The following is a 25252-nucleotide window of genomic DNA, read 5'->3' as shown; positions in this document are numbered from 1 at the left end:
GCTGTTCCTTACCGATTATTACCGTGCGTAGCATGGGGGCATCGATGACATCCGGATTCGTGCGGGCAAGCGCTGCGTTGCGCAAGCTGCCGCGCAAACGTTTGCGAATGGCTTTCATGGCCTGGCCGTTGCGCGCGCAAGGGTTTTGGCCGGTCTGCGCGCTGGCCCTCTGCGCGCTAGCCGCATGCAGCGGGCATGACGACGATCGCGCGACTCTGACCCAATCCGCCGCTCGCGAACTGGCGGGCGCGCCAACGCCCCAGGTCGCCACGGCGATCACACCCGAAAACACCGCACAGAGCGCGGGAAGCGCACCGGAAGTCGCGCTCCCTCCCCTCGCCGTACGAACACCCGCAGGGCCGCCCGCAGACGGCGGCCCCGCTATCGATCCGCTCGTTACACCCGTGATTCACACCGCAGACTGAAGTACCGTCCGCACATGGCCGTTTACGCGCAGGACCGACGTGCCGCGTGCGTTTGCCCAACCTCGATGAAGACTGGAACAACGAATGGCCTCGAGAACCCGCCGTGACTTTCTGCGTGCCGCCGCGATGACCGCCGGCTCCGCCACCGCGCTGACGATGCTGCCGGCCGGCATCCGCAACGCCCTCGCAATTCCCGCCAACAACGGCACCCGCAGCATCCGCGATGTCGAGCACATCGTCATCCTGATGCAGGAAAACCGCTCCTTCGACCACTACTTCGGCACGCTGCGCGGCGTGCGCGGATTCGGCGACACGCGCGCCATCACGCTGCCCGGCGGCCAGCCGGTGTGGAACCAGCCAGGCGTGGGCGGCGTAGGCCAGGTGCTGCCGTTCCATCCGACCGCGCCCAACCTCGGCCTGCAGTTCATTCAGGATCTGGCGCACGACTGGACCACGACACACCAGGCCTGGAACGGCGGCCTCTACAACCAGTGGGTGCCGGCCAAGGGCCCCACGACGATGGCGTATCTCACGCGCGACGACATCCCGTTCCACTACCAGCTCGCCGACTCGTTCACGATCTGCGACGCCTACCATTGCTCGACGATGGCGCCGACCGACCCGAACCGCTACTACATGTGGACCGGCTGGGTGGGCAACGACGGCAGCGGCGGCGGCCCGGTGATCGACAACGCCGAGCTGGGCTACGGCTGGTCGACGTTCCCCGAGGTGCTGCAGAGCGCCGGCATCTCGTGGAAAATCTACCAGGACATCGGCACGGGTCTGAACGCACAGGGCTCGTGGGGCTGGACCGAAGACGCGTACATCGGCAACTACGGCGACAACTCGCTGCTCTACTTCAACCAGTACCGCAACGCGCAGTCCGGCAATCCCCTGTATGACCGCGCACGCACGGGAACGAACGTCGCGAACAACGGCACTTACTTCGATATCCTGAAGACCGACGTGCAGAACAACACGCTGCCGCAAGTCTCGTGGATCGTCGCGCCCGAGGCCTACTCCGAGCACCCGAACTGGCCGGCGAACTACGGCGCGTGGTACGTGGACCAGGTCCTGCAGGTTCTCACGTCGAATCCGGAGGTCTGGAGCAAGACCGTGCTGCTCGTCAACTACGACGAGAACGACGGCTTCTTCGATCATGTCGCGGCGCCGTTCGCCCCGGCTTCGAGCACCAACGGACTGTCGACCGTCGCGCTCACCAACGAAATCTTCGCGGGCAACAGCGAGTACCCGGCGGGCCCCTACGGACTCGGCCCGCGTGTGCCCATGATCGTGGTTTCGCCATGGTCGCGCGGCGGCTGGGTCTGCTCGGAGACCTTCGACCACACCTCGGTGATCCGCTTCATCGAAAAGCGCTTCGGCGAACAGCACAGCCTGCCCGAGCCGAACATCACGTCGTGGCGCCGCGCGATCTGCGGCGATCTGCTGTCGCGTTCAACTTCCTGACGCCGAACGAAAGCCTGCCCGCGCTGCCTTCCACGAGCGGCTACGTGCCGCCGGATCAAAACCGGCACCCGGATTACGTGCCGACGCCGCCAGCCGTAGGCAGCGTGCCGACGCAAGAGCCTGGCGTGCGCCCGGCCCGCGCGTTGCCCTATGAGTTCTTCGTTCGCTTCGAAGCCGGCGCGGCGACGGGCAAGGCCGGGATCCGCTTCATCAACACCGGTCGCGCGGGTGCAGCCTTCCTCGTGTACGAAACGGGCGGCACGGTTGCCCCGCTCAGCTACACGGTGGAAGCCGGCAAGCGCCTGGAGGATCAGTTGACGGTTGCCGCTGCGGGCACGTACGACTTCAGCGTGTTCGGACCGAACGGTTTCCTGCGTCGCTACGCGGGCACGCAGCCGCAAAGCAGCGGATTCTTCGGCAGCGCGACGGCGCAGCCCGAAGTGGCCGACGGCTATGACGTGGCAAACGGCAATCTGGAGTTGCGGCTCGAAAACAAGGGCCGCGCGGCGTGCGAGTTCACGATCGTCAATGCCTACGATCCGTCGGCAAAAATCCAGCGCACGGTGCGCGGCGGCGATGAAGAGCAGCTCTATCTCGACCTGCGCAACGCGTACGGCTGGTATGACCTGACGATCACGGTCAATACCGACGCGAGCTTCGTGCGGCGCGTGGCCGGGCACGTGGAAACGGGGCGGCCGAGCTATAGCGATCCGGCGCTGGGCGGCTGAGCGCACCGCGCATGAAAAAGCCATGGTTCCGCCTTGCGGCGGGCCATGGCTTGCAGAATGTCCGGCGAGGCGCGCTGGTGTCAGTCCACGCGTGCCGCTTCCCTCACTGCCCCACCCGGAACTCGATCCGCCGATTCCTCGCCCTGCCGTCGGTCGTATCGTTCGACGCGATGGGCTGGTCCGGTCCGACGCCGGTGGTCGTCATCTGCTGCGGCGAAATCCCCCTGGTGACGAGATACCCTTTCACGGCGTCGGCGCGCGCCTGGCTCAGCGCGATGTTCGACGCCCGGCTGCCCGAATTGTCGGTATGACCGATGATGTCGACAGTGCGGGTCGGCATCTTCGCAAGCGCGGCCGCCATCTGGTCGAGGATCTGCTTGCCTTCCGGCGCCAGCGTGGCGCTGCCGGTCTCGAACTCGATCGTCCGGTTCGCGAGCGTCTGGTCGAGCAATCCCTGCTCGGAAGCCGACACGCGCAAGCCGTTGCGGATCGTGTAGGTCGGGTTGAGCGCCGTGGCCATATCGCTCGCAATCTGCTGGCGCTGCGCCTCGTTGCCGACCTCGCCCTTCATCTCGATCTGCGTGCCGTCGATCTTCAGTTGTCCTTTGCTGATCTGCTTCAGCGACGGCCCGATCAGCTTCTGCACGTTCGCGCTCCAGTTCGGCGGCGTCGCGACGTCGCCCACTTCGATCTGGTCGACGACGTTCGTCGCGCCGTAGGTATCGCGCAGCTTTTGCAGCACGGCGGCCTTGGTCGCCTCGTCCGGCACCTTGCCGCCCACCACGACCTGCCCCGGCGTCGCATTCGCGGGCGCCGGGATGTCCATCGCCGCGGCACGCGCCACGCCCGGTCCTGCCGCGGCCCCGACCGATGCCCCGGTCGAAGGCGGCAGCGCCGTCACCTGTACCGACGCACTGCCATTGGTGACCGGCGTGACGATGGCCGGACCGCCCTCGTCGGCCGCGCTCGCGCCGCACGCCGCGACGCCGGCGGCGAAAAGCGCCGCCGCCAAAGTACGGCGCACGTAATTCGAATCGCGCATGGCCTCAGCCTCCAATGAAGGCTTCGCGGAACGCGTCGATGGCGACGCGCAGCGACAGTTGCGGTTGGTCGAGGTAGCTGACGAGCTTGCTGGTCCGATGATCGTTTTGCGCATGAGCATCGATCCACTCCGGATCGTCGATGTCGATGTTGTGGGCGGCGTAGGTCTGCGGGTCGACGACGCTCAGCAGTGTCTTCGCGGAAGCGCCGTTGAAGCCGATGACGAGACGCTCGCGCCTGGCAATCGAGCCCATGAAGATCGCGATCTCGAAGTCGGCCTGCGACACGAACGGCGCGATCAGCTCGAGCCAGAATGCGGCGACGAGGCTGCGGTAGAACGGATCGACCGGCAGCGGCAGCGTGAGACCGCGTTCGATGTGCGACGAACCGCTCTGCATCACCGGGCGCAGCAGCGACCCGAGCGCGAGCATCGCCCCCTTGAGCCGCACCGGATGGCCGCTCGCGAGCAGCATCTGTTCGAGGCCGAACAGCGTCTGGTGCTCGATGAAATCGGCAAACGTGCCGTCGTGCGAGTTGCCGGGTCCGCCGATGTCGATCGGCGCCTGTGTCTCGCCTAGCGCCTGCAGCGCGCCGGGCGGCTCGGTCTCGCCGAGGAGCGGCGGCATCTGCGCGGCCACGCGCGCCCACAGCCGCGCGAACGCGAGCGGGCTGCGCGCGAGGAAGGCGAGCGGCGACTCGACTTCGAGCGCCGTGGCCGCGACGAACGGAAAGCGCCGTTTCGACTGGTCGTGGCTCGCCACCATATGGCCCGCGATCGCCAGCCGGCTGCGCGGACCGAGGAACGCGAAATGCATGGGCTGCGCGCTTTCGTAGACGATCTTCCAGCGCGGATCTTCGGCCAGCAGTTCGAGCGCCTGGGCGATCCAGCGGTCGAGCGTTTGCAGCAGTTGCGGATTGTGCAGGCTTTTGACGAAGTCGCCGCGCGACGGAATCTTGCCGAAATAGGCGATTTGCGCCTGTACCGTTTGCGTCATTGCGCCCCCTGTGCGTTCAATGGGTTGGCAGCCGCTGCATCGGCAACGGCCGAGCCCGGCTGGGCGGCGGCCGGAGTTCCCGCCGCCGTGCTTGCCGCCGAGCCCCCTGCCACGCCTGCGCTCACGTCGGCGATCGACGACGGCAGCGTCATGCCGAGCAGGCCTTGTTGCTGCGGCGCGTTGCCGGTGCCGCTCGTCGGCTGGGACGTGCTGACGATGCGCATCGTCACGGCCACGCTCACGCTGCCCTGCGTCCACACCAGGTCGAACGTGCCGTCCGGACGCCGCTTGCGCTGCGCCGAATCGATGAGCTTCTCGAGACCGTAGCGGCCCGGCTCGTTGACGAGCTGGATCGTGCGGCCGTCGAACGTCGTCGCGGAGAGCGTCGCCCCCGGCGCGCCCTGCGGGTTCGGCCAGACGAAGTTCGTCCATTGCGGCGGCGTATTGCGGTAGCGCAGTTGCTGGCCGTCGATCGCAATCGTGTACTCGGTCGTGCCGGGGCTAGGCTGCGGCAGGATCTGGAACACCGTCTGCGGTTCGGACGAACCGCCCCCGCTTGCGCCGCCCGCCGCCGCACCGCCCGACAAAGGCGCGATCCAGTGGCCAAAGCCGCCCGTGAAGTCCGGCGTCAGCGCGAGACCCATATCGCCCCACGTGCGGGCGGAGAGCGTGTCGCCGCGGCGCACCGCGAGCGGCCCGAGCGTCGTGCCGACGAACTTCGCGATCGAGCCGTCCGGACCGAAGGTCTGCGCAATCTCGCTTGCGCCGGCCTCGACCTTCGCGTTCGGGGCGAACGGATACTTGTTCGCCAGCGACGCCTGGAATGGTTGGTACACCTGCGCGTTCCACACCTTGTTCACCTCGACGCTCGCCGGCTGGATCACGACGGCGAATGCCTGCATGAGCGGCCGCACGAGCAGCGGACGCAGCCCGCTGCGTTGCGCGTCGGTAAGACCCGTCAGCATCTGCTCGTCGACGAACTTCAGCGAATCGGCCAGTTCCGAGCCGTTGCCGTCGAGCGTCTGCTGCATGAGCTGACGCGCGCCGGGGCCGGGGTCGCCCTGGTTCTTGATCGTGTTGAAGCGCGTGCGGACCTTCGAGAGCGAGTCCATATAGCCGTTGAGCATCGACGTGCCGTCCTGCTTCGAGACGATCCGCGCAAGGCCGACGAACTGCTGGCCGATCGGCCCCATCGGCGTATCGGGCGCCGGATTGCCGTTGATGTCGATGTTCGCGGCCTGGCTGTCCGCTGCATGCGAGAACAGGCCCTTGACCCAGTTCACGATGCCCGACTGCGCCTTTTTAAGCGTTGCGGCCGCGAGCGACGGGTTGTCCCACGAAGTCTGGTCGTAGGCGGTCTGGAGCACCTTGCGGATCGGCGAGTCCTGCGGGTCGCCCAGGCGGTTCATGCCGTCGACAGCCTGACCGAAGCTCGTGAAGCCCTGCACGGTGATCCCCTGCATGAACTGCTGCCAGTGCTGCGCGTACTCGGTCTTGTACATGCCGACGAGCGCCTTCTGGATCTGCTCGGGGCTGCCCTCCAGCGTCAGGTCGTCCTGCGTCGCCGTGTTCAGCACCCAGTCCTTCGCCTGCAGCTCCTTCGTCGCCGCGTCGCGAATCGCGGGCTGCACGTACTGGAACCACGCGTCGCGCGTGAACGTACCCGGAATCGCGTAGCTTCCGCCGATCAGGCTCGCATTGCCGTCGCCGACGATGCGTGCGACCGTCATCGGCGCGAAGCGCGTCGACGCGCGCGCCTTGATCTCTTCGTACACGCGCTGGCGCGCCGGCATTCCGCGCACGACGTGGCGCAGGTTTTCGCGCGTCTGGTCGACGAGCGCGAGGTTCGCGTCGATCATCGGCCAGTCGTTGTCGTTTACGCGCGAGAGATAGAACGTGATCATTCGCTCGGCACTGCGGATCATCTCGTCGCGGGGCATGTTGCCGCGATTCGTTTCGAGCCAGCCGCGCCAGAAGCGCGCGATCTGGTCGGTCAGATGCGCCTGTTCGACGTGGCGCTTGTCCGAGAGCATCAGGTAGGTCTTCAGCGCGTTGTACGCGTCTTCGACGTTGGTCGGCGACGCGTCGCGATAAAGGCCGCCCTGCTGCGAGGCGTCCGTCGCACCCGGCGCGGAGGCCATCGAGACCTGCACCGCGCCAGATTCCGGCGCATGCGTCATCGGGGCGAGCTGGTCCGGGTGCTCGTTGACCTCCTGCAGGAACGCCACGAGATTGTTCGCCACCGGATCGAGCATGATCTGCCGCACGCCGTTGTAATACTCGGTCAGCAGGTGCGCTTCGAGCCGGTCGCCCTGGTAGAGCCCGAGCGACACGGAAAGCGGCTTGTCGTGGCGGAACTGTTCGAGCTGCTCGATGCGGTCCTCGAGTATGTCCATCGCCTGCAGGCGCGACTGCAGATCGGTGCGGTTCTGCTCCAGCCGCGTGATGTTGTCGAGATCGGCCTGCACATTCGAAACAAGCTGTTCGTTGCTGATCGTCGACCACGTCCAGCCGCCGAGCGCGAGCGCCAGCACGGCGACGAAACCGAAGAACGTGGCATAGCGAAAGCGCGTTTTCGTGGGGCTCGCGAACTGGCGCACGGTCTGGCGATCCGCGAAAATCACTTTCGAAAACAGATCGCGCAGGAAGAAGCCGTTCTTCGAGAACGTGGTGGCGGGCTTCGGCAGCGACTCCGCATTCAGGCCGAAGCGGTGCGCAATGCGCTCGGCGGCCGCGCTGTTCGTCTCGCCTTCCTGCAGTGCGCTCGTGAAGTAGAAACCGCGGAATACCGGCTTGTATTGGAACGGATTGTTTTCGAACAGCGTCGCGAGGAACGCGCGCAGTGCGGGCTTGACCGTCGAGAATTCGAGCGGAAAGCTGAGCTGCCCCGGAGAAAGCTGGTTGCCGCGCGACAGCGACAACTGCGCGACGCTGATCTCCTTCAGGCCCTCGTAAAGCTCCTCGAAGCGCTCGTCGAAGAGCGCGACGACGTCGCGCTTCTCGTCGGGCTCATACGGCAAGGTCGCGCCCCAGACGCGGTCGTATTCGCGCTGATCGCTGCCGCTGAAAAATTCGGTGAAACCGGTAATGAGGTCGGCCTTCGTGAACACCACGTAGACGGGCGCAAAAACTTCGAGCTTCTCGGTAAGCTCCTGCACGCGCTGGCGCAGGTTCTTCGCGAGGTTGATCGCCACCTCGGGCTTGCTGCCCGTGAGCTCCGCAATGCTCGCAATCACCACGATGCCGTTGATTGGCGCCTTGGGGCGATGGCGTTTCAGGAGGCCAAGAAAACCGAGCCATTCGGAGCGGTCCTCCTCGTGCACCGAATAGCGGCCCGCCGTATCGAGCAGAATCCCTTCGGTCGTGAAGAACCAGTCGCAATTGCGCGTGCCGCCGATACCGTGCACGACCGCGCTGTTCTTGTCGGCGAACGGAAACTGCAGGCCCGAGTTCAGCACCGCGCTGCTCTTGCCGGCGGCCGGATTGCCGATCACGATGTACCACGGCAGCTCGTACAGCGCGGAACCGCCGGAGACCTGGCCGATCTTCGAGGTCTTGATGGTCTTCACCGCCTCGGTGAGCCGCGAGCGGAGCTGGTCGAGGTCGGCGGACTTCGTCGAGCCCTGGGACACCGCGGCAGGCGCCACCTTGCCGGTCTCCGCCTGCTCCTCCAGCACCTCGCCAAGCTTGCGGTTCGCGCGCTTCACCCGCGCGCGCCGCCATAGCGCGACAGCCAACCATAGCACGACAATCGCGGCCAGCACGAGCGCGGGCCAGATGAACGGGATCTGCAGCGCGTCGGCCGCGACGAAAAGGATCGCTGCAAGCGCAACGATCCCGATGATCGAGAGCGTGCGCGGGTGGGTCAGCACGTTGAAGAGGCGTTGCATAGGACGTTCAGGTTCCGGTGCGATTCGATAGGACGACGCACGCGCGTCGGGCGGCGAGCGCGATGGCGCGCCGGGTCGTCGGGAATTCGAGCGGACAGGGAGAGACCGGCATCGATCGGGGCGTTATTCACGGTTCGGCCGTCTGGCTTGCGCTGCCTCCCAGGGTGAAGCCGGGCTTGTGATATTCGACGTGACCGAGATCCATCATTTTCCAGCGGCCGCCCCAGGTCAGCCCGACCTGCTCCGCGACCTGCCCGTAAAGCTGATAGCCCCGCATCGCCCAAGGGTCTTTTTCGCTGATGACGAGCTTGCCGTCGCGCAGAAAGGCGTTGTCGGCCGCCAGCCCGTACTGGTGATAGCTCTGGAACGCCCCCGCATTGGTGACGTTGCCGCCCAGTTGCGCGAGGCGGCTTTGCCGTTCCGGGCTCCGATACCCTTCCAGCAGCGCCATGTCATAGCCGTATTGGTCGTGCATGATCTTGTAGACGAGCAAGAGACGCGTGCGGAAGTCCGCATCGAGCAAATTCCAGTCGCGGCTCGCGTCCTTCAGTTCGGGCCGAATCTGCTCGACTTCCCGGGTGGTAAAGACTTCCGGCGGTAACGGCGCGGGCGGCACGAGTTGTTCGCCTTGCAATAAAGCGGCGATTTTCTCGTCCGGTACACGAGCCGTGTCGTCGTATTGAAATAATTGCCTGCCGCGCAATGCAATCGCGATCAATGGAGGCGTCGCAAGAATACCCGCGGAGGCGATAATCAGCAAGCGCCTTTTGACCAGTATATTTTGCACGTCTTCAAGCGCGTTTCTGGAAATAGTTGCCGATTTGACAATCTCGCTGCGTGTCCGGGTGGCGTGTTCGGATGCGCGACGCATAAAACGGCCGCGTAATTGGGCAGCGGAATCCAGAACCGTTGCACGCACACCGGGTAACAGCAGCATTGCCGTTGCCATGACGGCAAGAACGAAATAGGCGACGAGTGCAAAGGCGATCAAAGAAAACCCCGGTATATGGAAGCGATTGTGTTTTGCATTGCTTGCTCTTAGAATCAGGCCTGCTCGGAGGCCGGCCTTCATTATCGCGGCGAAATTAACCAGGATTCAATAAGCAGGATTCAATGAGAGCTGAATGAGTGCTCCGGAAAACTCCAATTCGAAAACTCCGCCGAGCCTGCTGTCCGAGGCTCAGCAACCGGCTGGCGGCACGCAGTCCGCGCGGATTCTCGCCAATCTCGAAGGACGCGTAGCGCCTGCCGCCGAAGCGCCGCGCCGCTCGAAGGCCCCGCTCGCGGCGGCGATTGCGCTCGCCGCGATTGCCGTTGGCGGCTGGGGCGCCTGGCATTGGCAGAAAGCGGGCGAGCACCCGACGGTCGTGGCCGTTGCCGTTCCGGCGCCGGGGCCGGCCGCGCAAAACGCGAGCAGCGTGGCGGCGCAGGGTGCGAGTTCGGCCGCTCCGGCACCGCAAACCGCAACGATCGTCAACGACGACAGCGCCGCGAAGGCCGCCAGCGCACCGGACGCGGATCGCTTGTCGCGCGCCCTGGCGAACGGCGCGGTTGACGAAGCGGCTTCGGCCCCGACTGCCGCGAACACGAAGACCGATGCGGCGAAGGTCGCAACGCAGCCTGCTCCCGCCTCCGGCAAAGCACAGGCACAAGCCGAAGCGGCCCGCAAACATCGAACCGGACAAACCGAACTCGCCGAGGCGCACAAGCACCACAACGCGACCGCGCGGCAGGCGGGCAAGAACGACGACTCGGATGCGGATCTGATCGAAGCGCTCGTTTCGCGCACGCGGCCGGCCGGTTCGAAGAAATCGGATGAGGTGCCCGTTTCCGCGAAGGCGGGAAGCAACGCAACGCTTGCCGCGCGTGTGAAAGATTGCTCGACGCGCGGATTCTTCGAGGACCAGCTTTGCCGCTGGCGCGTGTGCGATGGCCACTGGGGCACCGATCCCGCGTGCCCGACCGCGCAAAGGCAGGCGCAGCAGTAGTCCCCTGGCTCGCGCGGCGAGGGGATGGGCGGGCTCCGCGGAGGGCCCGCCGTTCGATCACTTCGTGATGTACCAGAGCGCGTCGGTGCCCGGACTGGATTTCGTCGTTGCCTTTTCCTGTGCGGGCGGGGACGCAACCGGCTGAACGGGTGTTGTGGGCAGTGGGGTTGCTTGCGGCGCTGCCGATTTCGACGTCGACTGGGTTGCGTACCAGAGCGCGTCGGTCGCCGACGATACACGTTCCTTCGATACGGCAACCGGGCTAGCGGCGCTCGCCGGCATCGCCGCCGTGGCATGCGCCATTGCGTTCGCCGTTGCGTTGTTAGCCGCCGGGCCGCTTGCCGGTGCGCTGCCCGATTGCCCACTCCCCTGCGCGACGCTGCCCGGCGTGCGCTGCGCACGCGCCTCATACGTCCCCATCTGAAACACCAGCGTCTTTTCGGGCCGCGCGATCACCGCATACGGAAACTGCAGATCCCAGCGCAACAGCACGCGCGAACCCGTGGGCGTCTCGCCGAAAATCGCGGGGACGTGCTTCATGTCGGTGAACTGCACGAACACCTTCGAACCGTCGTCGAACACCTGGATCGGCTTCGCCTGATCCGCACCCGTGACAGTCCAGCCGAAGTTGTACGCGGCCGAAGAGGCGACGGCAGAACCCGATGCACCACCCGGCGTTGGAATGCCCGGCGGCATGCCGCTGCTCGCGCCGCCGCGCGCGGGCTGCACGGAATTGATCTCGAGGCTCGCGAACGGGTTGTACGCCTGCGGCGGTGTGAACGAAGGCGGGAGGATAGGCATGGACGAGTCCGACGAGCCGGAGATGGATTGAACCGCATCATAGACTTTGCGCGCATAGACGAGGCGCTTGTCCGGCGAAGCCGCATTGTACGCGCCGACCGCATTCCAGGTTGGTCCGAACTGGCGGATGTTCTCCGAGAGAATCCACGCACCGACGTACGCGTTCGTGCAGGGATCGAAGAGGCTCTGCTCGCTGATGCCCTCGCGCGCGAGCACGGGCAGCCACGAGCTGTTGATCTGCATGAGCCCGATGTCGGTGGTGCCGTTGCTGTTCGTGTTGATCCGGTCCGGTTTCATCCCCGATTCGACCTGCGCGATGCCGCGCATGAGGTTGACGTTGACGTGCTGGAAAGCGGCGGCATCGTCGATGCAATCGGCATGGGCGGTGTGTTGTGCGCCTGGCAGAAAAGCGGCGAATACGATTATCCGGAACAGAGGGCTACCGGCCGGGCTGCATTGCTGAAACGGCATGATGGTTGGAGTTCGAATCACGCGTCGCTACGTTACCTGCTCGGCGCGGATGACCGCCTGAATCGAGTTTCAATCCATTGGGTCGGCTTTTAACAATTGTTTGGCCTTTCGCAGACATGATGCTGATTGAGTTCGCGATGGGTGGCTGGTCCTGTTCCACCGTCATGATGCGAATCGTTCTGCCTTCGGGCAGGCCCGATTCTAAAATCAAGCATTGCAAAAGACAAATGCTTCCTTTGGGGGGGCGGGTTTGGTTGCTTGGTACTGCCATACCGGAGAGGAAAACGTCGGCTCTCGATGCGGTATTCGACTCGCATAATCAATGCTGGGCGCCACGCTTCGGTTGGCGCTATGCATGCGCCCTCTTTTCATATATCGGCAATTCTTTCGGTCGATATTACCGGTATGAACGACGCGCTGATCCGACGACGATGCCGAATATGGCGGGTATTCCTGCCGTGCCGCTAATCGCGGAAGCGGAGCCGCGATCTGTAACTGTCGCAGCCCCTTGATCGGTTCAGCGTTTGCGGCGCGCGCTGCCCACAACGGTCATGCCGAAAAGGAAATAGAGGCCGACGCCAACCAACGGCACACCAATCGCGCAAAGGATCAGGAAGGCTCCACACAAGACTGAAGACCAAGTGGGTAGGATCATAAACATAAGCCTGAGTACGTAAGCCACCGGACAATCCGATCAGATCCTCACTCAAATACTGCCCAGTCTCCGCTATTTTTTTGGTCCGTCGATCTGTTATTTATCTCGTCCGTTGAATGGATAGGTTCTAGAAAGCCCTCGCTTAACAAACTCGCATCCAACGATTCGCTCGCTTAACACAAAGCAGGCACCAACATATGAAGCGGTTTCTATTCGGTAGCTCTCCAACTGCTGCTCAGCGGGAAGCCTTTCCAATTCTGCGATCAAGCCTGGCAGACCAAATGTATCCAGTCCCAACCTTGTTGAGTTGTTCCGCCGCATTCTTGCCCTATTCCGAAGAAACGACACACGATACAACTGAGGGTTACCACGAATTTCCTTCACATCAGTTGATCGCAGAACCTCGAATAGGGGGTCATGCCAATCATCTTGACCGCCCATATTCAGCAGAGAAGTTAAATACTTTATGTTACCCATCACAAGCATCTTTCTCCATGGACTAGAAACGTCTATACCGGTTCGCGTCTTCAATCGCAGGGAGATTGGCACTCACACCTCTATACAACAACGAACACCCCGCCAACCCCAGCGAATCAATCCATTGCACCGGATCCCGCACATACGCCTGAGTGCGTAGGACTCCGCCGAGCTCGATTGGATCCGTGCTCAAATACTGCCCCGCCTCCGGATCTTAGTATCGGTTCAGGTTGTAAACAAACCGCCTTGACGCAAACTCCCCGCGGGCGGGCCGCAAACCAGGCCCGCCAAGGCTTCCAGCACCCGAGCCGCTTAAAGAACAGAATTTTTCCTCAGGCACGAGTGTCTCCGCTTCGGCAGCCTGACATCCCGCCGGGTTTGACGGCGGCCGCAGGCCGCCGTCAAACCCGGCGAAACAGGGCCGTGTGCCTCACCGCTCCAGAACTGCGCTCGCCGTCGCGCACCGCTCCGGCGCGGAACCCGTCAAGGCAGCGCAACGCGCGCCCGCAGAGCCTGGCCTTGACGGCGTGCGGTGTGCCACGCTCAGTCATGCGGTGCAAGACGGCACGGTGGCTTGCACCGCATGCAGACCGAGCTTTTACGTTGCTTAGGGAGCGATTTGTCCTTTCAATATGGCCGTTGCAAAAATTCGTGCGGCGTTGCGATCCTTGCGGAATGTTTCATATTGAGCCTCCGTCAAGATTATTTCCCTTTCATATTGAGAAAATCCGCCCATTAGCACAGCCATGATTGGCAAATTTCCCCTAAAAAATACTCTATATAACCATGGTTCATTGAACTCGTCCATTTCAATCATATTTAAAATATTCACAAGGGATTTTCAATATAGCTTCCAGCAGGGATTTGGTCCGTAACTGCTTCCGGAATACTGCCAGATGTATACCCTCCTGGCTTCCAAAGAGCATTCGCTTCCGACTCGTTGCTTGTTGCTATACGAAGATCAACCGACGGCGGATCTGGAATATCAATACGGCTAAGAGGAGTTCTTTACCACGATCCGGATGGAATTCCAAGCGCCTGTTCAAGTTCGGACACACTCCCACCAGCGGATTTCATTAGACTGTCTAAATACGAAGATGGCATAACAAATTGCCCATCAGGGCGTCCAATAGGATTGCGTCCGTAAGTATCAAGCGCACTTGCTGGAGTTATATATGAGGCACTGCCTCTAAATTGATCCCAATGAGAATCAACGCCGTCGGCTGTTTTAACAAAACGCCTCGTTTCGCTGTCGCGCCATCGGTTCAAAGCAAGGGGCCAAGCCCAGCGGATCCACCCACAGCACCGGATCCTGCACATAAGCCTGAGTGCGTAGACCACCGTGCAACCCAATCGGATCCGTGCTCAGATACTGCCCCGTCTCCGGATCATAGTACCGGTTCAGGTTGTAATGCAGCCCCGATTCATCATCCGCCCACTGCCCCGGAAACCGCAGCGTCGTATCGATCCCGCACGCACCATCATCGTCGTTCGCCGCCCGCCGCGCCGGCAGCAGCCTGCCCCACAGCGAGTACGACGCCTTCCACACCGCCTTGCCCTGCGCATCAAACACCGCCTTCGGCAGGCCCACCTGATCGGTCAGAACCGGATACAGGCCCTCGTCCGTCTCCTGCGCCAGCGGCGCAAAGCTGCCCGGCTCGATATGCCACGTCACTGCCTCCCCGGTCGTGCCGTCCCGCTGCTCGACCCATCGCTCGGCCAGCGCCGTTCACTTCCAACCTGCATATGCAAGGTAAGGAAATTTCGTCCCCGAGGGGTCTGACGAATTGAGCTTTTTCGCTTAGAGTGTTTCAACCGCGCCTTCAGCTCCATCTGTATCTCATCAAAAGATGCAGGATTCTCGTGTTAATGTGCCAAGTTTCTACAATTCCCACAGCTGCATTTCTGATTCGAAGACTCAATTCACAAAATTTTGTGATTTTTCAGGCCTGATTATTCAACAATAGTTGAATACTATCTCCTTCAGCAGTGCTTGATCTTCCGGAGAACTTCTCCCAGATAAGTCCGATGTCAGTTCGGCCAAAATGTGTTTGGTTGGAATTCTATCTCGAACGACAAGTGCTAACAAATCCTCCCGCTTCTTTTGTGGTTGAGCATATTTTTCAATAAGATGAATTAAATTGACTCGAAGTTCATCAGGGGTCATTTTCGGGTAATAATGTAACGTTATCAAGACTAACTTTAGTGCCAGGTGCTGCTGGCAGAAGCTGCGCCTGGCCTCCTGACCCATATTCTGGATATGCACTGGTTATGGGCTCAAGATCTGTACCATTATCTCCATTAGAAAATGGGACTCGTGCGTTAACTGATCCATCTTGGCTAAATAGCTGTAATGTATCAAATTCTCCCTTTAAGCGCCCATCGCTCCACGAATCAGGATTCCCCTCTTCGTAGAATATCTGGAATCCGTCGCGCACGGATGCTCCAGAAGATAGATCTGAAAATCCAAAATAACTTAATGGTGCTTGCAATGTACTCGCAGTTGTCGCCGCAAAGCGGCTGTCCATGTAACGATAGCCGACGGCCGGTAATGCTACTCCATTACTATTGACATAAAAACTAGAACTCCCCAGCTTTGAAAATTTTGCGGCATCTTCCGCAGAATACCCCGCCTCACGATAGATTTTGTAACGTTCATATCGAAAGGCGCATATAGCAAGACCTAAAGGATCGAAATAAAGCACCGGATCCGGCACATAAGCCTGAGTGCGTAGACCACCGTGCAACCCAATCGGATCCGTGCTCAGATACTGCCCCGTCTCCGGATCATAGTACCGGTTCAGGTTGTAATGTAGCCCCGATTCATCATCCGCCCACTGCCCCGGAAACCGCAGCGTCGTATCGATCCCGCACGCACCATCATCGTCGTTCGCCGCCCGCAGCGCCGGCAGCAGCCTGCCCCACAGCGAGTACGACGCCTTCCACACCGCCTTGCCCTGCGCATCGAACACCGCCTTCGGCAGGCCCACCTGATCGGTCAGAACCGGATACAGGCCCTCGTCCGTCTCCTGCGCCAGCGGAGCGAAGCTGCCCGGCTCGATATGCCACGTCACCGCCTCCCCGGTCGTGCCGTCCCGCTGCTCGACCCATCGCTCGGCCAGCGCCGGACCGTCCCACAGGAATTTCACCGCCTCGCGCCCGCCCACCTGGCGCTTCTCCACCCGCCGGTTGAACGCGTCGTAGCCGTACACCCACACGCCGCGCTCCGGCGTCACCACCTTCACGAGCCGGTTCAGACCGTCCCACGTGTATTGCCAGATCTTCGGCCGGAAGCCTGGCTGCTCGACCGTCTTCTCGATCGTGCGCCCGCGCGCGTCGTACCGGTAACGCGCATAGCCTACTCGCTCAGGCAAGCCGCCCCGGCCATAGCGGTGTACATCCACCGGCGCCTGTTGTCCGTTCGCCGCGATGTTCATCGCCGCGTCATAAGCAAAGTGTTCGGCGGGCTGCAGCAAGCTCTCGGCCGAGATAACCTGCCCACGCACGTCGCGGCGATAGGTCGAGATGTCGGCGTCCGTCTCGATCCGCTCCAGTTGTCCGGCGGCATCGTAGTGATACCCCTGCCGGGTCAGTTGCTCGAGCGCGCAAACCGGATCGGTCTGCAAAGCCTCGAGCGCCGGCGCGGGCCCGGCGATCTGCCGCCGTAGCCGCCCGAGTGCGTCGTACTGCTGTTGCGCAATGAAGTCGCCCGCCTGCCGGCCGGTCTCCCGGCCCAGGCCGTCGCGCTCGATCGTCAGCCCACCCACCCGCGTCAGCGTACCGAGCGTGTCGTACGCATACGCCGTCTCGCGGCGCGGCGTCATCCGCAACTGACGCTGGCCGTCGACGTCGTAGACGTGCCGCAGCAGTTCGCCATGCTGATCTTCGCCGATCAGGCGGCCGTTCCGGTCGTACGCCAGACGCGTCACGTGAGACTGTTGCTCCCCGCGCACCTCCGCCGAGGCCAACCGTCCCCGTACGTCGTAGCGGTAGGCCAGTTTCACGTCACCGGCGTCGACTCCGGTCAGGCGGCCAAACGCATCGTATGCGTACCGCCATTGTCCGCCGTCGGGCAGCGTCTTCGTCAGGAGGCGGCCAATCGCGTCCCGCTCGTATTTCGTCGCGCGGCCGCCCCAATCGATTTCTTCCGCAAGGCGGCCGGCTGCGTCATAGCGGTAGGTCCAGGTTTCGCCGAGCGCGTTGACGACCTTCGTCAGCCGGGTTGCATGGTCGTACCCGAAGTGCGTCGCATGCCCCGCGGCATCGATCGAGGCCGTCAGGAGGTCGAACGGTCCGTAGGTCCTCTGCACCGTGCGTCCAAGCGGATCGGTCCACTCGACGGGCAGTCCTTCGCTGTTGTATTGCGCCCGCGTCGTCGACCCGTCCGGCCGCGTGACGGCCCTCAGCAAGCCACGCGGATTGTCCGGGCCTGCGGCATAGTCGAAACGGGTCACGTGCCCCTCGGGCGACGTTTCCTCAAGCACGCGGCCCAGCACGTCGATCTTGCGCCGGAGATGCGCGCCGCTGGGCAGCTTGATGTCGGTTAGCCGCAACCGGTCGTCGTAGTCGAGTCGCGTCTCGCGCTTGCCCTGGATGATGCGCAGCAGTTCCCCATGCGAGCCGTACCGGTAGGCCGTCTTCGTGCCATCGGGCTCGATCCTGGCGGTCAACCGGTGAAGATGATCGTACTCGAGCCTGATCCGTTCCTTGCCGGGCAGGATCGTCGCGGTGAGTCGCTGCTCGTCGTCGTATTCGAAGCCGATGATGCGGCCCGGGACTTCCTCGACCGAGGTCAGTTGCCCGCGGTGATCGTAGCGGTAGTTCGTGCGCCGTCCGAGCGGATCGATCCGCGCCACCAACCGGCCAAGCTCCCATTCGGACCGGGTGCAATGGCCGAGCGGATCGGTTTCGGCGCTGACGAGACCTTCGTCGTCGTGGTCGTAAACCCATTCGCCGTCGGCGTCGAGCACGCGCGTACGCCCGGCCTCATAGACGAATCGTCCCGTGTGGTAACCCTGCCGGGTACCCGTCTCGACCACGCGCCCGGCGTCGTCATACCGATACCGAACGTCGGTTTGATCGGTATCCCGCCACTGCGTCATCCAGCCGCGTTCGTCGTACGCGTAGTGAAACTGGCCGAACTGGAAGCTCGCCACCTGCACGAGCCTGCCCCGTTCGTAGCCGTAATCGACGAGCGTTCGCAGACTTCCGTCCGCGTCGTGCAGCACGATACGCTGCGGACGATGGTCTTTCCCGTGATACACGACCTCGAGCCGGTAGCCGTCGCTGTGCGCCAGTCCGCTCAGGCGCCCACCCGCGTCGTACGCCAATGCGATCGTGTTGCCGGACAGATCTTCGATCCGCTCGAGGCGCGACGAATGTCCCTCGACCAGCGGCGCGAAGACCAGCAACTGGCGGGTATTGCGGTCCAGAATCCGCGGTTCCTGGCGACTGCCAATAAGCCGATAGCGCGGCTCACGCAGGTTGACGCCGTCGAGCGCCACGTCCGGGGCGTCGAAACCAATCGCCAGTCCGGTACCGTCGTGGAATCGCACGAACCGCCCGTCGTCGATTGTCAGGCGTTGCGACCAGTTGTCGGACCAGCGGTAACCCAGCAACCCCTTGTCGTCCGACCGGGTGCGATAACGGCGCCTGAGCGCGAGCGGCAATACCCCGGGAATGGCCAGATCGGTGCGAATTTCCAGCATTTCGCCGGTCGCGACATCCACCGGGTCTTTCTTGCAGGTCGAAACCTCGTCATTCTTGCCGCTGATTTCCGCGCTTTCTGTCGGCTCGGGCGTTTTCAACGCCTCGCCGAGCATGCCGCCAATCCTTGCGCCGATCAGGCCGCCCAGCAAGCCGGCAAGGAATTCCTCAGCGGCGGAGAGCTCGGGATTCCTGGGACCGTATTGTCCAGTCGTCGTGTCGGCCCAGACGCTCTTGCGCCCCGAATTGACCTTGGCGCTGCAGTGAGTGGAGTGCCCGATCCGAACGAGCGGCAAACCATTGATCGTGATCGTCCGGCTACCCTCGACCAGAGGCTCGGGCGAGCTGGAATGTTTCGAACAGGCGACCACATCGGTCACTCTTGCCGCCTTCCGCCCTTCGAACGTGACGTCGGACGAGCCAGTCGTTATCTTTCCGCAGTTGCTGCCCATGTGCTGGCTTGCCGCCGCGAGGGCGCCGCCAAGGCTGAGCCCCCCGGCCATGCAGGCGCCGACAATGAGCGCGCCGGCCAGACCACCGGTCGCCACCGTCGCCGCCACCATTGCGCCGATCGCGACGCCGGTGGCGAGGCCCGCCACCATCCCCCAGAATCCCGACGAATGGGCAATCTCGTCATCCACGCATGCGGGGTGAGGATCGCCATTCCCGATGGTCAGGCCGAGCGCATCCCCTACGCGCTCGGCTCCCTTCTCAATTGCACCGGTTACGCCTATCTTCCCCAGTAGCCACGCCCCCCCCAGCGCCACGGCAGCCGGCACGGCGGCAAGGGCGGCGGCGCCTGCCGCCGCCGCGCCCGTGGCACCCGGCGCAGCGAGCGCCGCCGCCCCGGCTGCGTAGCTGCCATAGCCGACATCTGCGCCCAGCATGCCGTAGTTGGCGCCGTCGACCCACTTCATCTGCTGCTGTTTGGTCGCGTCGCCGTCTTCGAGCGTATTGAGGTATGCGAGCCGCTCGTCCGCACTGCCGGAGGGTACTTCGGAGTCCGTGTTATTCACGTCCTGGTCGGCCATGATCGCGTATCGCTCAGTTCGGTTCGTTTAACTTGAGGCTCTGCACGACGGCCTGCACCTGCGCTCTTTGCGTGTCGCTGAGATGGCCGGGAACCGTGAACGTGAGCATCAGCACCTGCTTGCCATGCTCGACCATCGTGATCAACTGCTGGACCGGCGAGCCGTTATTCAACCATTTGAAGTCGTGCACCGAGGCCTTGCGCCCCGACACCTGCGACTCGCTCGCAGCCACGAACTCGTAACCCGGGACCTGCTTTTCCAGCTTTCTGGCCTCCCCCGCGGTGTACTCCTCGAACCGCATGCCCCAAGGCAGGCGCTCCCGCGTAATCACGAAGCTCACACCCTCGGTGCCCGTCGAGGCGGACACAAACACGTTCATCGTCTTGTCGAGCCACTCGGGTGGCAACGACAACGTCCCTTCCTGCATCTGGTACATGATCTCGTCCGTTCCTGTGGCTCGGCTGGTCAGCCCTCAGGGTTTGTTGTCGGGGTTGATGTGGGTATTGCTCGCCTGGACCTTGATTTGCGATCCGTCGATCGTGATCTTCGACGCGCCCTTGTAGATCTCGATCGCATCGCCGGTCATGTGGATCTTCGTGCCGTCGTCGCCGCCCACCTTGATCCAGAGTTCCTTCGTTTCGATCGTATGGGTGCCAGCCGGCGTCTTCTGGTTCGTATCGCCCTGCGTTACGGTGTCCACCAGATTGCCCGCCGAGACGGTAGTTTTCTGGTCCCCCTTTTCAACCGTGATAGTTCGGTCACCACCGAGAACCTGCGTCGTCTGCGCGTCCTCGACAACGACGTTCATGTCTTTTTCCGCCTGCAGCCATAGCTCCTCGGCCCCCTTCTTGTCCTCGAAGCGAATCGCATTGGCCGTGCTATAACTGCCCGTTGTGGAGCGTGACAGGATGCCGCTTTGCGTCGCATTTTCGGGGAGCTTCCATGGCGGCGGGTTCTGCTGGTTGTAGACGCGGGAGATGATGAGAGGGCGATCCGGGTTGCCGTCGAGAAACGACACGACCACCTCGTCGCCAACCCGGGGAACCTGGACGGCGCCGAAACCCGAGCCGGCCCACGCCTGCCCAACCCGCACCCAGCACGAACTGCGGTGATCCATCTGCCCGAGCCGGTCCCAGTGAAACTGCACTTTCACGCGGCCCAGTTCATCCGTATAAATTTCTTCGCCCTTGGGACCCACCACGATAGCGGTCTGCGGCCCCGCGATCATCGGCTTGGGTGTCGTGAGAGAAGGCCGGAACGGAATCTTCTTGCGAATGCAGACGAAACTGTTGGAATAGGTCGCCGATCCCTGCGCGCTTTGAAAGTTGTTGGTGCCGTGATGACTGACGGCAATCACAAGGAACTCGCGCTCCTCATCCTGGCCGCTGTCGTGATCGTAGTGGCCCGTCAACTGGAAGGTGCGGCCAGCCGTAAGCGTGCGGCAGTTGCTCGCGCCGATGAAAACCTTGCCCTCCGCCTCCAGCGCTTCAAGGCGAAACCGCATCAGTTCCTCACCGCGATCCGTCGAATCGAAACCGTGAGCGCCGAGATAATCGTAGATCTCGTACTTTTCGACATCGCCCTGATTCGTCAACGTGTCGCCGGAGACGTAACGGCGGGCGGCGGGCGCCTTGTAGTCCGCGGTCTTGAGACTGACACGGCCTGACTCCAGCTTGCGGTCCGCGCGAAACTGGGTAACGACGTTTTCCTCGTCGAACATCTCTCCGGTGGCATACCGCAGCACCGGATTGCCGTCGATAGGCTTTGCTACCACGGAGTCGTCCGTAATGATCAAGGTGTGGCCTTGCTCATCATGTTCGAAATAGAAAAAAAGGCCGTCCTGCTCGAGCAACCGCTTGAAAAAATTCAGGTCCGACTCCCTGTACTGCGTGCAATAGCTGTACGGCTTCAACGTCCTGCGGACCCGGAATTCGAATTTGGCGATCGCGCCATACTGGGAGAAAACCTCGCGAAGAATGGCTTCCGACGTTTTCTCCTGAAAGATGCGGATATCGTACCGGCGGCCGAGCATCCATAACCACGGCCGCAGCGTTGCCGAATAGGTCGACAATCCGCCATCCGTGCCGAGATGCACGAAACGCGTCACATAGCCGTGAAAATACCGGGTGGTGCCGTCCTGCATGCTCAGATCGACCGTTAGATCCTTGGCGATCAGCTCTTTCAGTTCAATTGTCGAATCCTGGGACGTCAGCCCTAACTCGATCGTATAGACCCGCGACAATTCCTCGTGATAGGCGAAATCGTTAACAAGCAGTTGCGACTGGCCGGATAACGGGGTCTTGAGCGAAAAGAGCCTGTTATTCTGCAAACTCAGGATCTGGGTGAAATCGGACATCTGCATGCGGCTCCCCTATGCGCATACGGCGCTATCCACGAGAGATCGTGGTTTTTCGACACGAAGGCGGTTAAAATCTTCCCGGCGATTATAGATGGATTTTCCTGCGCCCGAAATCAGTTGTAGCCGGCTTTAACAGTTTGGTCGCCATAGCATTGTGCAATATATAGCCGGTCAGAATTTCCTCGTTGCCAACCCATCTTAAGCAAGTCAGGTAAAAATGGCTGATACCGATTTTTATGCTTGTACGGCGGAAAATCCGGGGGCGCTGTACGGACATCCCGGACTGCTCGGACCGGGAGCGGGCCCCGGGATCGGCCCGGTGCTGGGCATGGGTACCGACGTGGCGGCTACGACTTTCGATATTGGTGGCAGCTATCCGGCCGATCCGGGGGCGGCAAGCCGTTATCTGATTGCAAAGCTCAAGTACGACACTGAAATGACACCGGACGAGCGTCTGAATACGCTTGTCCAGCTTCGGCAGGCATTGCGCGATGCCGAACAGAGTTTCAGCAAGACGGAGTTCGGCAAGCTTTACAAGGAGGCGCAGAGCGTGCCGGGATTGGGCGGCGACGTACTAAATGGTCTCTACGCTCCGACCAACATCGGTTCGACGCTGGCAACGGCTACCGGCGCAGCACTCTCCGCAGCCCAGAAAGCTCCAACGTCCGACTTGCTGGACATACCGGAAGACGTGCGTCAGAAGTTGTTGGCGTGGGCGAGAAAAAGCGGCAATCAAGGGATCAAATCGGCGCGCAAGCGGTTTGGCGACGTGCTGAAACTGACGCGTGTCGACGGCAAATGGATGTTCGAAATTCCCGCCGGCAAAAAGGCGGCGGGCTATGTCTTGCGAAACCGCGCCGCTCAGAACGTGGTCCGCATTCCCGCCTATCGACAGGCGGCACTGGAAGCGCTTGAAGCCAGGAACCGGCTGAACATCGACGGCTTCGGCGAAACAGTCGGCGGTCACATTACCGGCGTAAGCGCGGGTGGTCTGCTTGCGTTAGGGCCGCAGGCCATTTTCGATGCCATTGACGCCGACAACCTGCACCAGTTCATGAGCCTCGAGGCACACAGCCAGCCAGCTAACGCTGCTGGCTGGCTGGCAGGTTGGGGAGCAGGAGCCTATGTACCCGGCATTATCGTCGCAACCCTGGGCCTCCCCGCCGAACTCCCGGCACTGGCTGTTCTGGCAATCGGCTTTGGCGTCGGCCTCGGCGTGCAGGTACTCGTGTCGCATTACGCAGGAAAGCGCATCGGCAACGCATGGGACCGCTTCATGGCAGAACATCATTGGTAAGCAGAGACATGGAACAGGCACTCATCCGTACACCCATTGCTCTGTTTGTTATGACCGTCGTAACCAGCGGATTGGTCGCACTATGTTTCCCGCCGACCACGTGGCTTGTTCTTCCCCTATTGGCTATCGTACTTGCGTATAGCCTGTTCGCGTCCTTCTTCGCGACCCGGTACACGACTTACCATGAGGGGCTGAAATGGCTGCTTACGCTCAATTTCTTTTTATTCATCGCCGCGATGACCCAAACGGCGCTCGATCCGTGGTTGCCACAAGCGGTGCGAATCGCGGTGATAATTACTTACTTTGTTCTGCTGACAATCACCTATCTGATTTGCTACCACAAGGAACGGCGTAGAAGCTGGAGTGAGTTTGATAAAACACTCTCGAATCCCGCGCTCGTCATCGAAAAAGGGAAAGTTCGGCGAATCGTGCGAACCGGGGAATCTGGCAAGAAAACATCGCAGACAAATGCCGTGGCAAGTATCGGAGCGGCACTTGGGATTGCCATGCCCGGTCTTGTCGGGGCACTCTTCGGCGCGACCGGAAAGACTCTGCTACTGATGATAGTGGTGGCGGCATTCATGGTGTCGCCGCTCTTTCTGCTGCGCTATTTCGTTACCTATGGAATTGGTATCCGCGAGGTTCGTAAAGCCGAACGACAACGCAACCAACGTTTCGAGTTCGACAACGTTGCTGCACTTCAAGAAGCCCGCCGCACCATTTTTGTCGCCCGGTTGCTCAATCCCCGCCTGCGCTATCGGGATTGAGCGCCACGAGGCAGATGCCGCCGGATCACTCCGCCTTCACCCCCAACAACTCTCGCAGATACGCAAGCGACCCGTCGTCCTTCACGACGCTCTCAAGCCACACATGAAGCGGCATCTCCGACCACTCCGCCGCTTTGTCCGCGAGATAGGCAACGGGGCTATGCGGCTCCGTCTGCCGGAAGTACCGCGCAACGGCCCGCAACTGCGCCACGGCCTGCGAGCGGCTCCGGATTTCTCCGCCCCCCCCCGCATGCGGTGCCACTCCTGGCTGCGCGGGCGGTTGTTGCGCATGAAGCGGCGTCTTGAAGCCTGGCTCCACTCTCTCCGGCACATTGTCCTGCACCGGTTGGGTCTTTGGCGGCGTATCGCTATACCCCTGCTCTCGCGCGAATCGCTCCGCGAGCCCATACACGTTTTCATATGCATCGTGTAACTGCCGGAAGCTGGGCGCCGCATTGCCCGCATGCTGTTCGAGTTCCTTCTCGAATGCGTCGACCGCCGCCGCGAACACCTTCAAATCCGTGAGCAGCGCTGAATAGAACGCAACCGGCGTCATCCGTTTCGACGCGTCGATCTGCTCGACCGACGGCTTGCCGCGCGCAATGTCGTCAGCATGCTCCGGATTGCGTCGCACCGCTTGCGCCACGTGCTGGGCGACTTCCCAGTCGACCATGCTGAACGCATTAGAGTCGCCTTCGGTCAGTGGCACCGCGCGCAGCAGTTCCGCCGTACGAGCCACGAGCCACGAGACGTTACCAAGCCGATATTCGGCATCGTCACGATCCATTATGGGATGTACGCCTTCCCAGAAGTCGCGGCACAGCCCCTCCAGCAAGGCGTAACCTTGCGTCAATCCCTTGACGCCTTCGTCCATGCCAAGCGCTTCGGTCAGCCACACGGCAAGGCGCAGGTCTTTGGTTCGGGCGCGAAGCAACGTGGTCGATTGTTCGACCACGAAGCCCCAATCTGCTTCCTTGATCTCGGTAACCCACTCCCCCTGGTCGAGCGAGGGATCATCGAAGCGGCGTGCGTGCTGAATCGCATCAAAGTCGGACGAATACAGCAAGTCTTCGCCGCACGGTGAGGTGTCGCTGATCGGTGTCAGCAGTTCGGTCAGATTGATGGACATGGTTCAGGCAATCGAGGGATTCTTC

13 protein-coding genes and 2 pseudogenes are annotated in these 25252 nt (G+C 62.1%); 5 read left to right on the top strand and 10 right to left on the bottom strand.

What is annotated here, in order from left to right; translation table 11 throughout:
- The first annotated feature begins 509 nt into the window (after positions 1–509).
- Positions 510–2620: pseudogene (locus WJ542_RS28895) on the top strand (phosphocholine-specific phospholipase C).
- A gap of 103 nt (positions 2621–2723) precedes the next feature.
- Here WJ542_RS28895 and WJ542_RS28890 read toward each other — a convergent pair.
- The 4 genes from WJ542_RS28890 to WJ542_RS28875 all read right to left on the bottom strand — a co-directional run bounded on the left by WJ542_RS28890 (position 2724) and on the right by WJ542_RS28875 (position 9537).
- Positions 2724–3662, bottom strand: a complete 939-nt coding sequence (locus WJ542_RS28890) for an OmpA family protein (RefSeq protein ID WP_411192974.1) — start codon at positions 3660–3662, stop codon at positions 2724–2726.
- A gap of 4 nt (positions 3663–3666) precedes the next feature.
- Positions 3667–4656 carry a type VI secretion system-associated protein TagF gene (tagF, locus tag WJ542_RS28885; RefSeq protein ID WP_411192973.1) on the bottom strand — a complete coding sequence of 330 codons (990 nt, stop codon included), beginning with the start codon at positions 4654–4656 and terminating at the stop codon, positions 3667–3669.
- A complete protein-coding gene (gene tssM, locus WJ542_RS28880) occupies positions 4653–8546 on the bottom strand; it encodes a type VI secretion system membrane subunit TssM (RefSeq protein ID WP_411192972.1) in 3894 nt (1297 codons plus the stop codon). Before tssM ends, tagF begins: the two co-directional genes overlap by 4 nt.
- Before the next feature lie 127 nt (positions 8547–8673).
- Positions 8674–9537, bottom strand: a complete 864-nt coding sequence (locus tag WJ542_RS28875; protein ID WP_411193535.1) for a M15 family metallopeptidase — start codon at positions 9535–9537, stop codon at positions 8674–8676.
- A gap of 133 nt (positions 9538–9670) precedes the next feature.
- Between WJ542_RS28875 and WJ542_RS28870 the strand changes: the two genes are divergently transcribed.
- Positions 9671–10534, top strand: coding sequence for a phage tail protein (locus WJ542_RS28870; RefSeq protein WP_411192971.1), 864 nt, complete (start codon positions 9671–9673; stop codon positions 10532–10534).
- A 57-nt stretch (positions 10535–10591) separates the two neighbouring features.
- Here the strand turns inward: WJ542_RS28870 and WJ542_RS28865 are convergent, their stop codons facing one another.
- A complete protein-coding gene (locus tag WJ542_RS28865) occupies positions 10592–11758 on the bottom strand; it encodes a lytic transglycosylase domain-containing protein (protein WP_487007210.1) in 1167 nt (388 codons plus the stop codon).
- Here WJ542_RS28865 and WJ542_RS28860 point away from each other — a divergent pair.
- On the top strand, positions 11678–11899 hold the full coding sequence (locus WJ542_RS28860; RefSeq protein WP_411193593.1) for a hypothetical protein: 222 nt from the start codon (positions 11678–11680) through the stop codon (positions 11897–11899). The two genes, WJ542_RS28865 and WJ542_RS28860, sit on opposite strands and share 81 nt — an antisense overlap.
- Positions 11900–14208: 2309 nt before the next feature.
- Here WJ542_RS28860 and WJ542_RS28855 read toward each other — a convergent pair.
- The 4 genes and pseudogenes from WJ542_RS28855 to WJ542_RS28840 form a co-directional block, all read right to left on the bottom strand.
- Positions 14209–14661: pseudogene (locus tag WJ542_RS28855) on the bottom strand (RHS repeat-associated core domain-containing protein); the annotation flags it as partial.
- Positions 14662–15094: 433 nt separating this feature from the next.
- Positions 15095–19675, bottom strand: a complete 4581-nt coding sequence (locus WJ542_RS28850) for a DUF6531 domain-containing protein (RefSeq protein ID WP_411192970.1) — start codon at positions 19673–19675, stop codon at positions 15095–15097.
- A 13-nt stretch (positions 19676–19688) separates the two neighbouring features.
- A complete protein-coding gene (locus WJ542_RS28845) occupies positions 19689–20111 on the bottom strand; it encodes a DUF1795 domain-containing protein (RefSeq protein WP_411192969.1) in 423 nt (140 codons plus the stop codon).
- Between the two features lie 36 nt (positions 20112–20147).
- Positions 20148–22037 (bottom strand): type VI secretion system Vgr family protein, encoded by a 1890-nt coding sequence (locus tag WJ542_RS28840; RefSeq protein WP_411192968.1) that lies wholly within the window; start codon positions 22035–22037, stop codon positions 20148–20150.
- 214 nt (positions 22038–22251) lie between these two features.
- Here WJ542_RS28840 and WJ542_RS28835 point away from each other — a divergent pair, with 214 nt between their 5' ends.
- Together WJ542_RS28835 and WJ542_RS28830 are read left to right on the top strand one after the other, a co-directional pair.
- Positions 22252–23331 (top strand): hypothetical protein, encoded by a 1080-nt coding sequence (locus tag WJ542_RS28835; RefSeq protein ID WP_411192967.1) that lies wholly within the window; start codon positions 22252–22254, stop codon positions 23329–23331.
- Between the two features lie 8 nt (positions 23332–23339).
- A complete protein-coding gene (locus WJ542_RS28830) occupies positions 23340–24098 on the top strand; it encodes a hypothetical protein (RefSeq protein ID WP_411192966.1) in 759 nt (252 codons plus the stop codon).
- A gap of 25 nt (positions 24099–24123) precedes the next feature.
- On the opposite strand, the gene tssA is transcribed toward WJ542_RS28830, so the two are convergent.
- The gene (gene tssA / locus WJ542_RS28825; RefSeq protein ID WP_411192965.1) at positions 24124–25227 is read right to left on the bottom strand and encodes a type VI secretion system protein TssA; all 1104 of its coding nucleotides are present in this window, start codon (positions 25225–25227) and stop codon (positions 24124–24126) included.
- Positions 25228–25252 lie beyond the last annotated feature (25 nt).

The sequence above is a fragment of the Paraburkholderia yinzeri genome, from assembly GCF_046581065.1.
Taxonomy (GTDB): Bacteria; Pseudomonadota; Gammaproteobacteria; order Burkholderiales; family Burkholderiaceae; genus Paraburkholderia.
This window is presented reverse-complemented; position numbering and strand designations above follow the sequence as displayed.

Bases quoted from the DNA above. Each gene is read 5' to 3' on its own strand.
- WJ542_RS28890 (WP_411192974.1), bottom strand. From the start codon at position 3,662: ATGCGCGATTCGAATTACGTGCGCCGTACTTTGGCGGCGGCGCTTTTC.
- tagF (WP_411192973.1), bottom strand. From the start codon at position 4,656: ATGACGCAAACGGTACAGGCGCAAATCGCCTATTTCGGCAAGATTCCG.
- tssM (WP_411192972.1), bottom strand. From the start codon at position 8,546: ATGCAACGCCTCTTCAACGTGCTGACCCACCCGCGCACGCTCTCGATC.
- WJ542_RS28870 (WP_411192971.1), top strand. From the start codon at position 9,671: ATGAGTGCTCCGGAAAACTCCAATTCGAAAACTCCGCCGAGCCTGCTG.
- WJ542_RS28850 (WP_411192970.1), bottom strand. From the start codon at position 19,675: ATGGCCGACCAGGACGTGAATAACACGGACTCCGAAGTACCCTCCGGC.
- WJ542_RS28845 (WP_411192969.1), bottom strand. From the start codon at position 20,111: ATGTACCAGATGCAGGAAGGGACGTTGTCGTTGCCACCCGAGTGGCTC.
- WJ542_RS28840 (WP_411192968.1), bottom strand. From the start codon at position 22,037: ATGCAGATGTCCGATTTCACCCAGATCCTGAGTTTGCAGAATAACAGG.
- WJ542_RS28835 (WP_411192967.1), top strand. From the start codon at position 22,252: ATGGCTGATACCGATTTTTATGCTTGTACGGCGGAAAATCCGGGGGCG.
- WJ542_RS28830 (WP_411192966.1), top strand. From the start codon at position 23,340: ATGGAACAGGCACTCATCCGTACACCCATTGCTCTGTTTGTTATGACC.
- tssA (WP_411192965.1), bottom strand. From the start codon at position 25,227: ATGTCCATCAATCTGACCGAACTGCTGACACCGATCAGCGACACCTCA.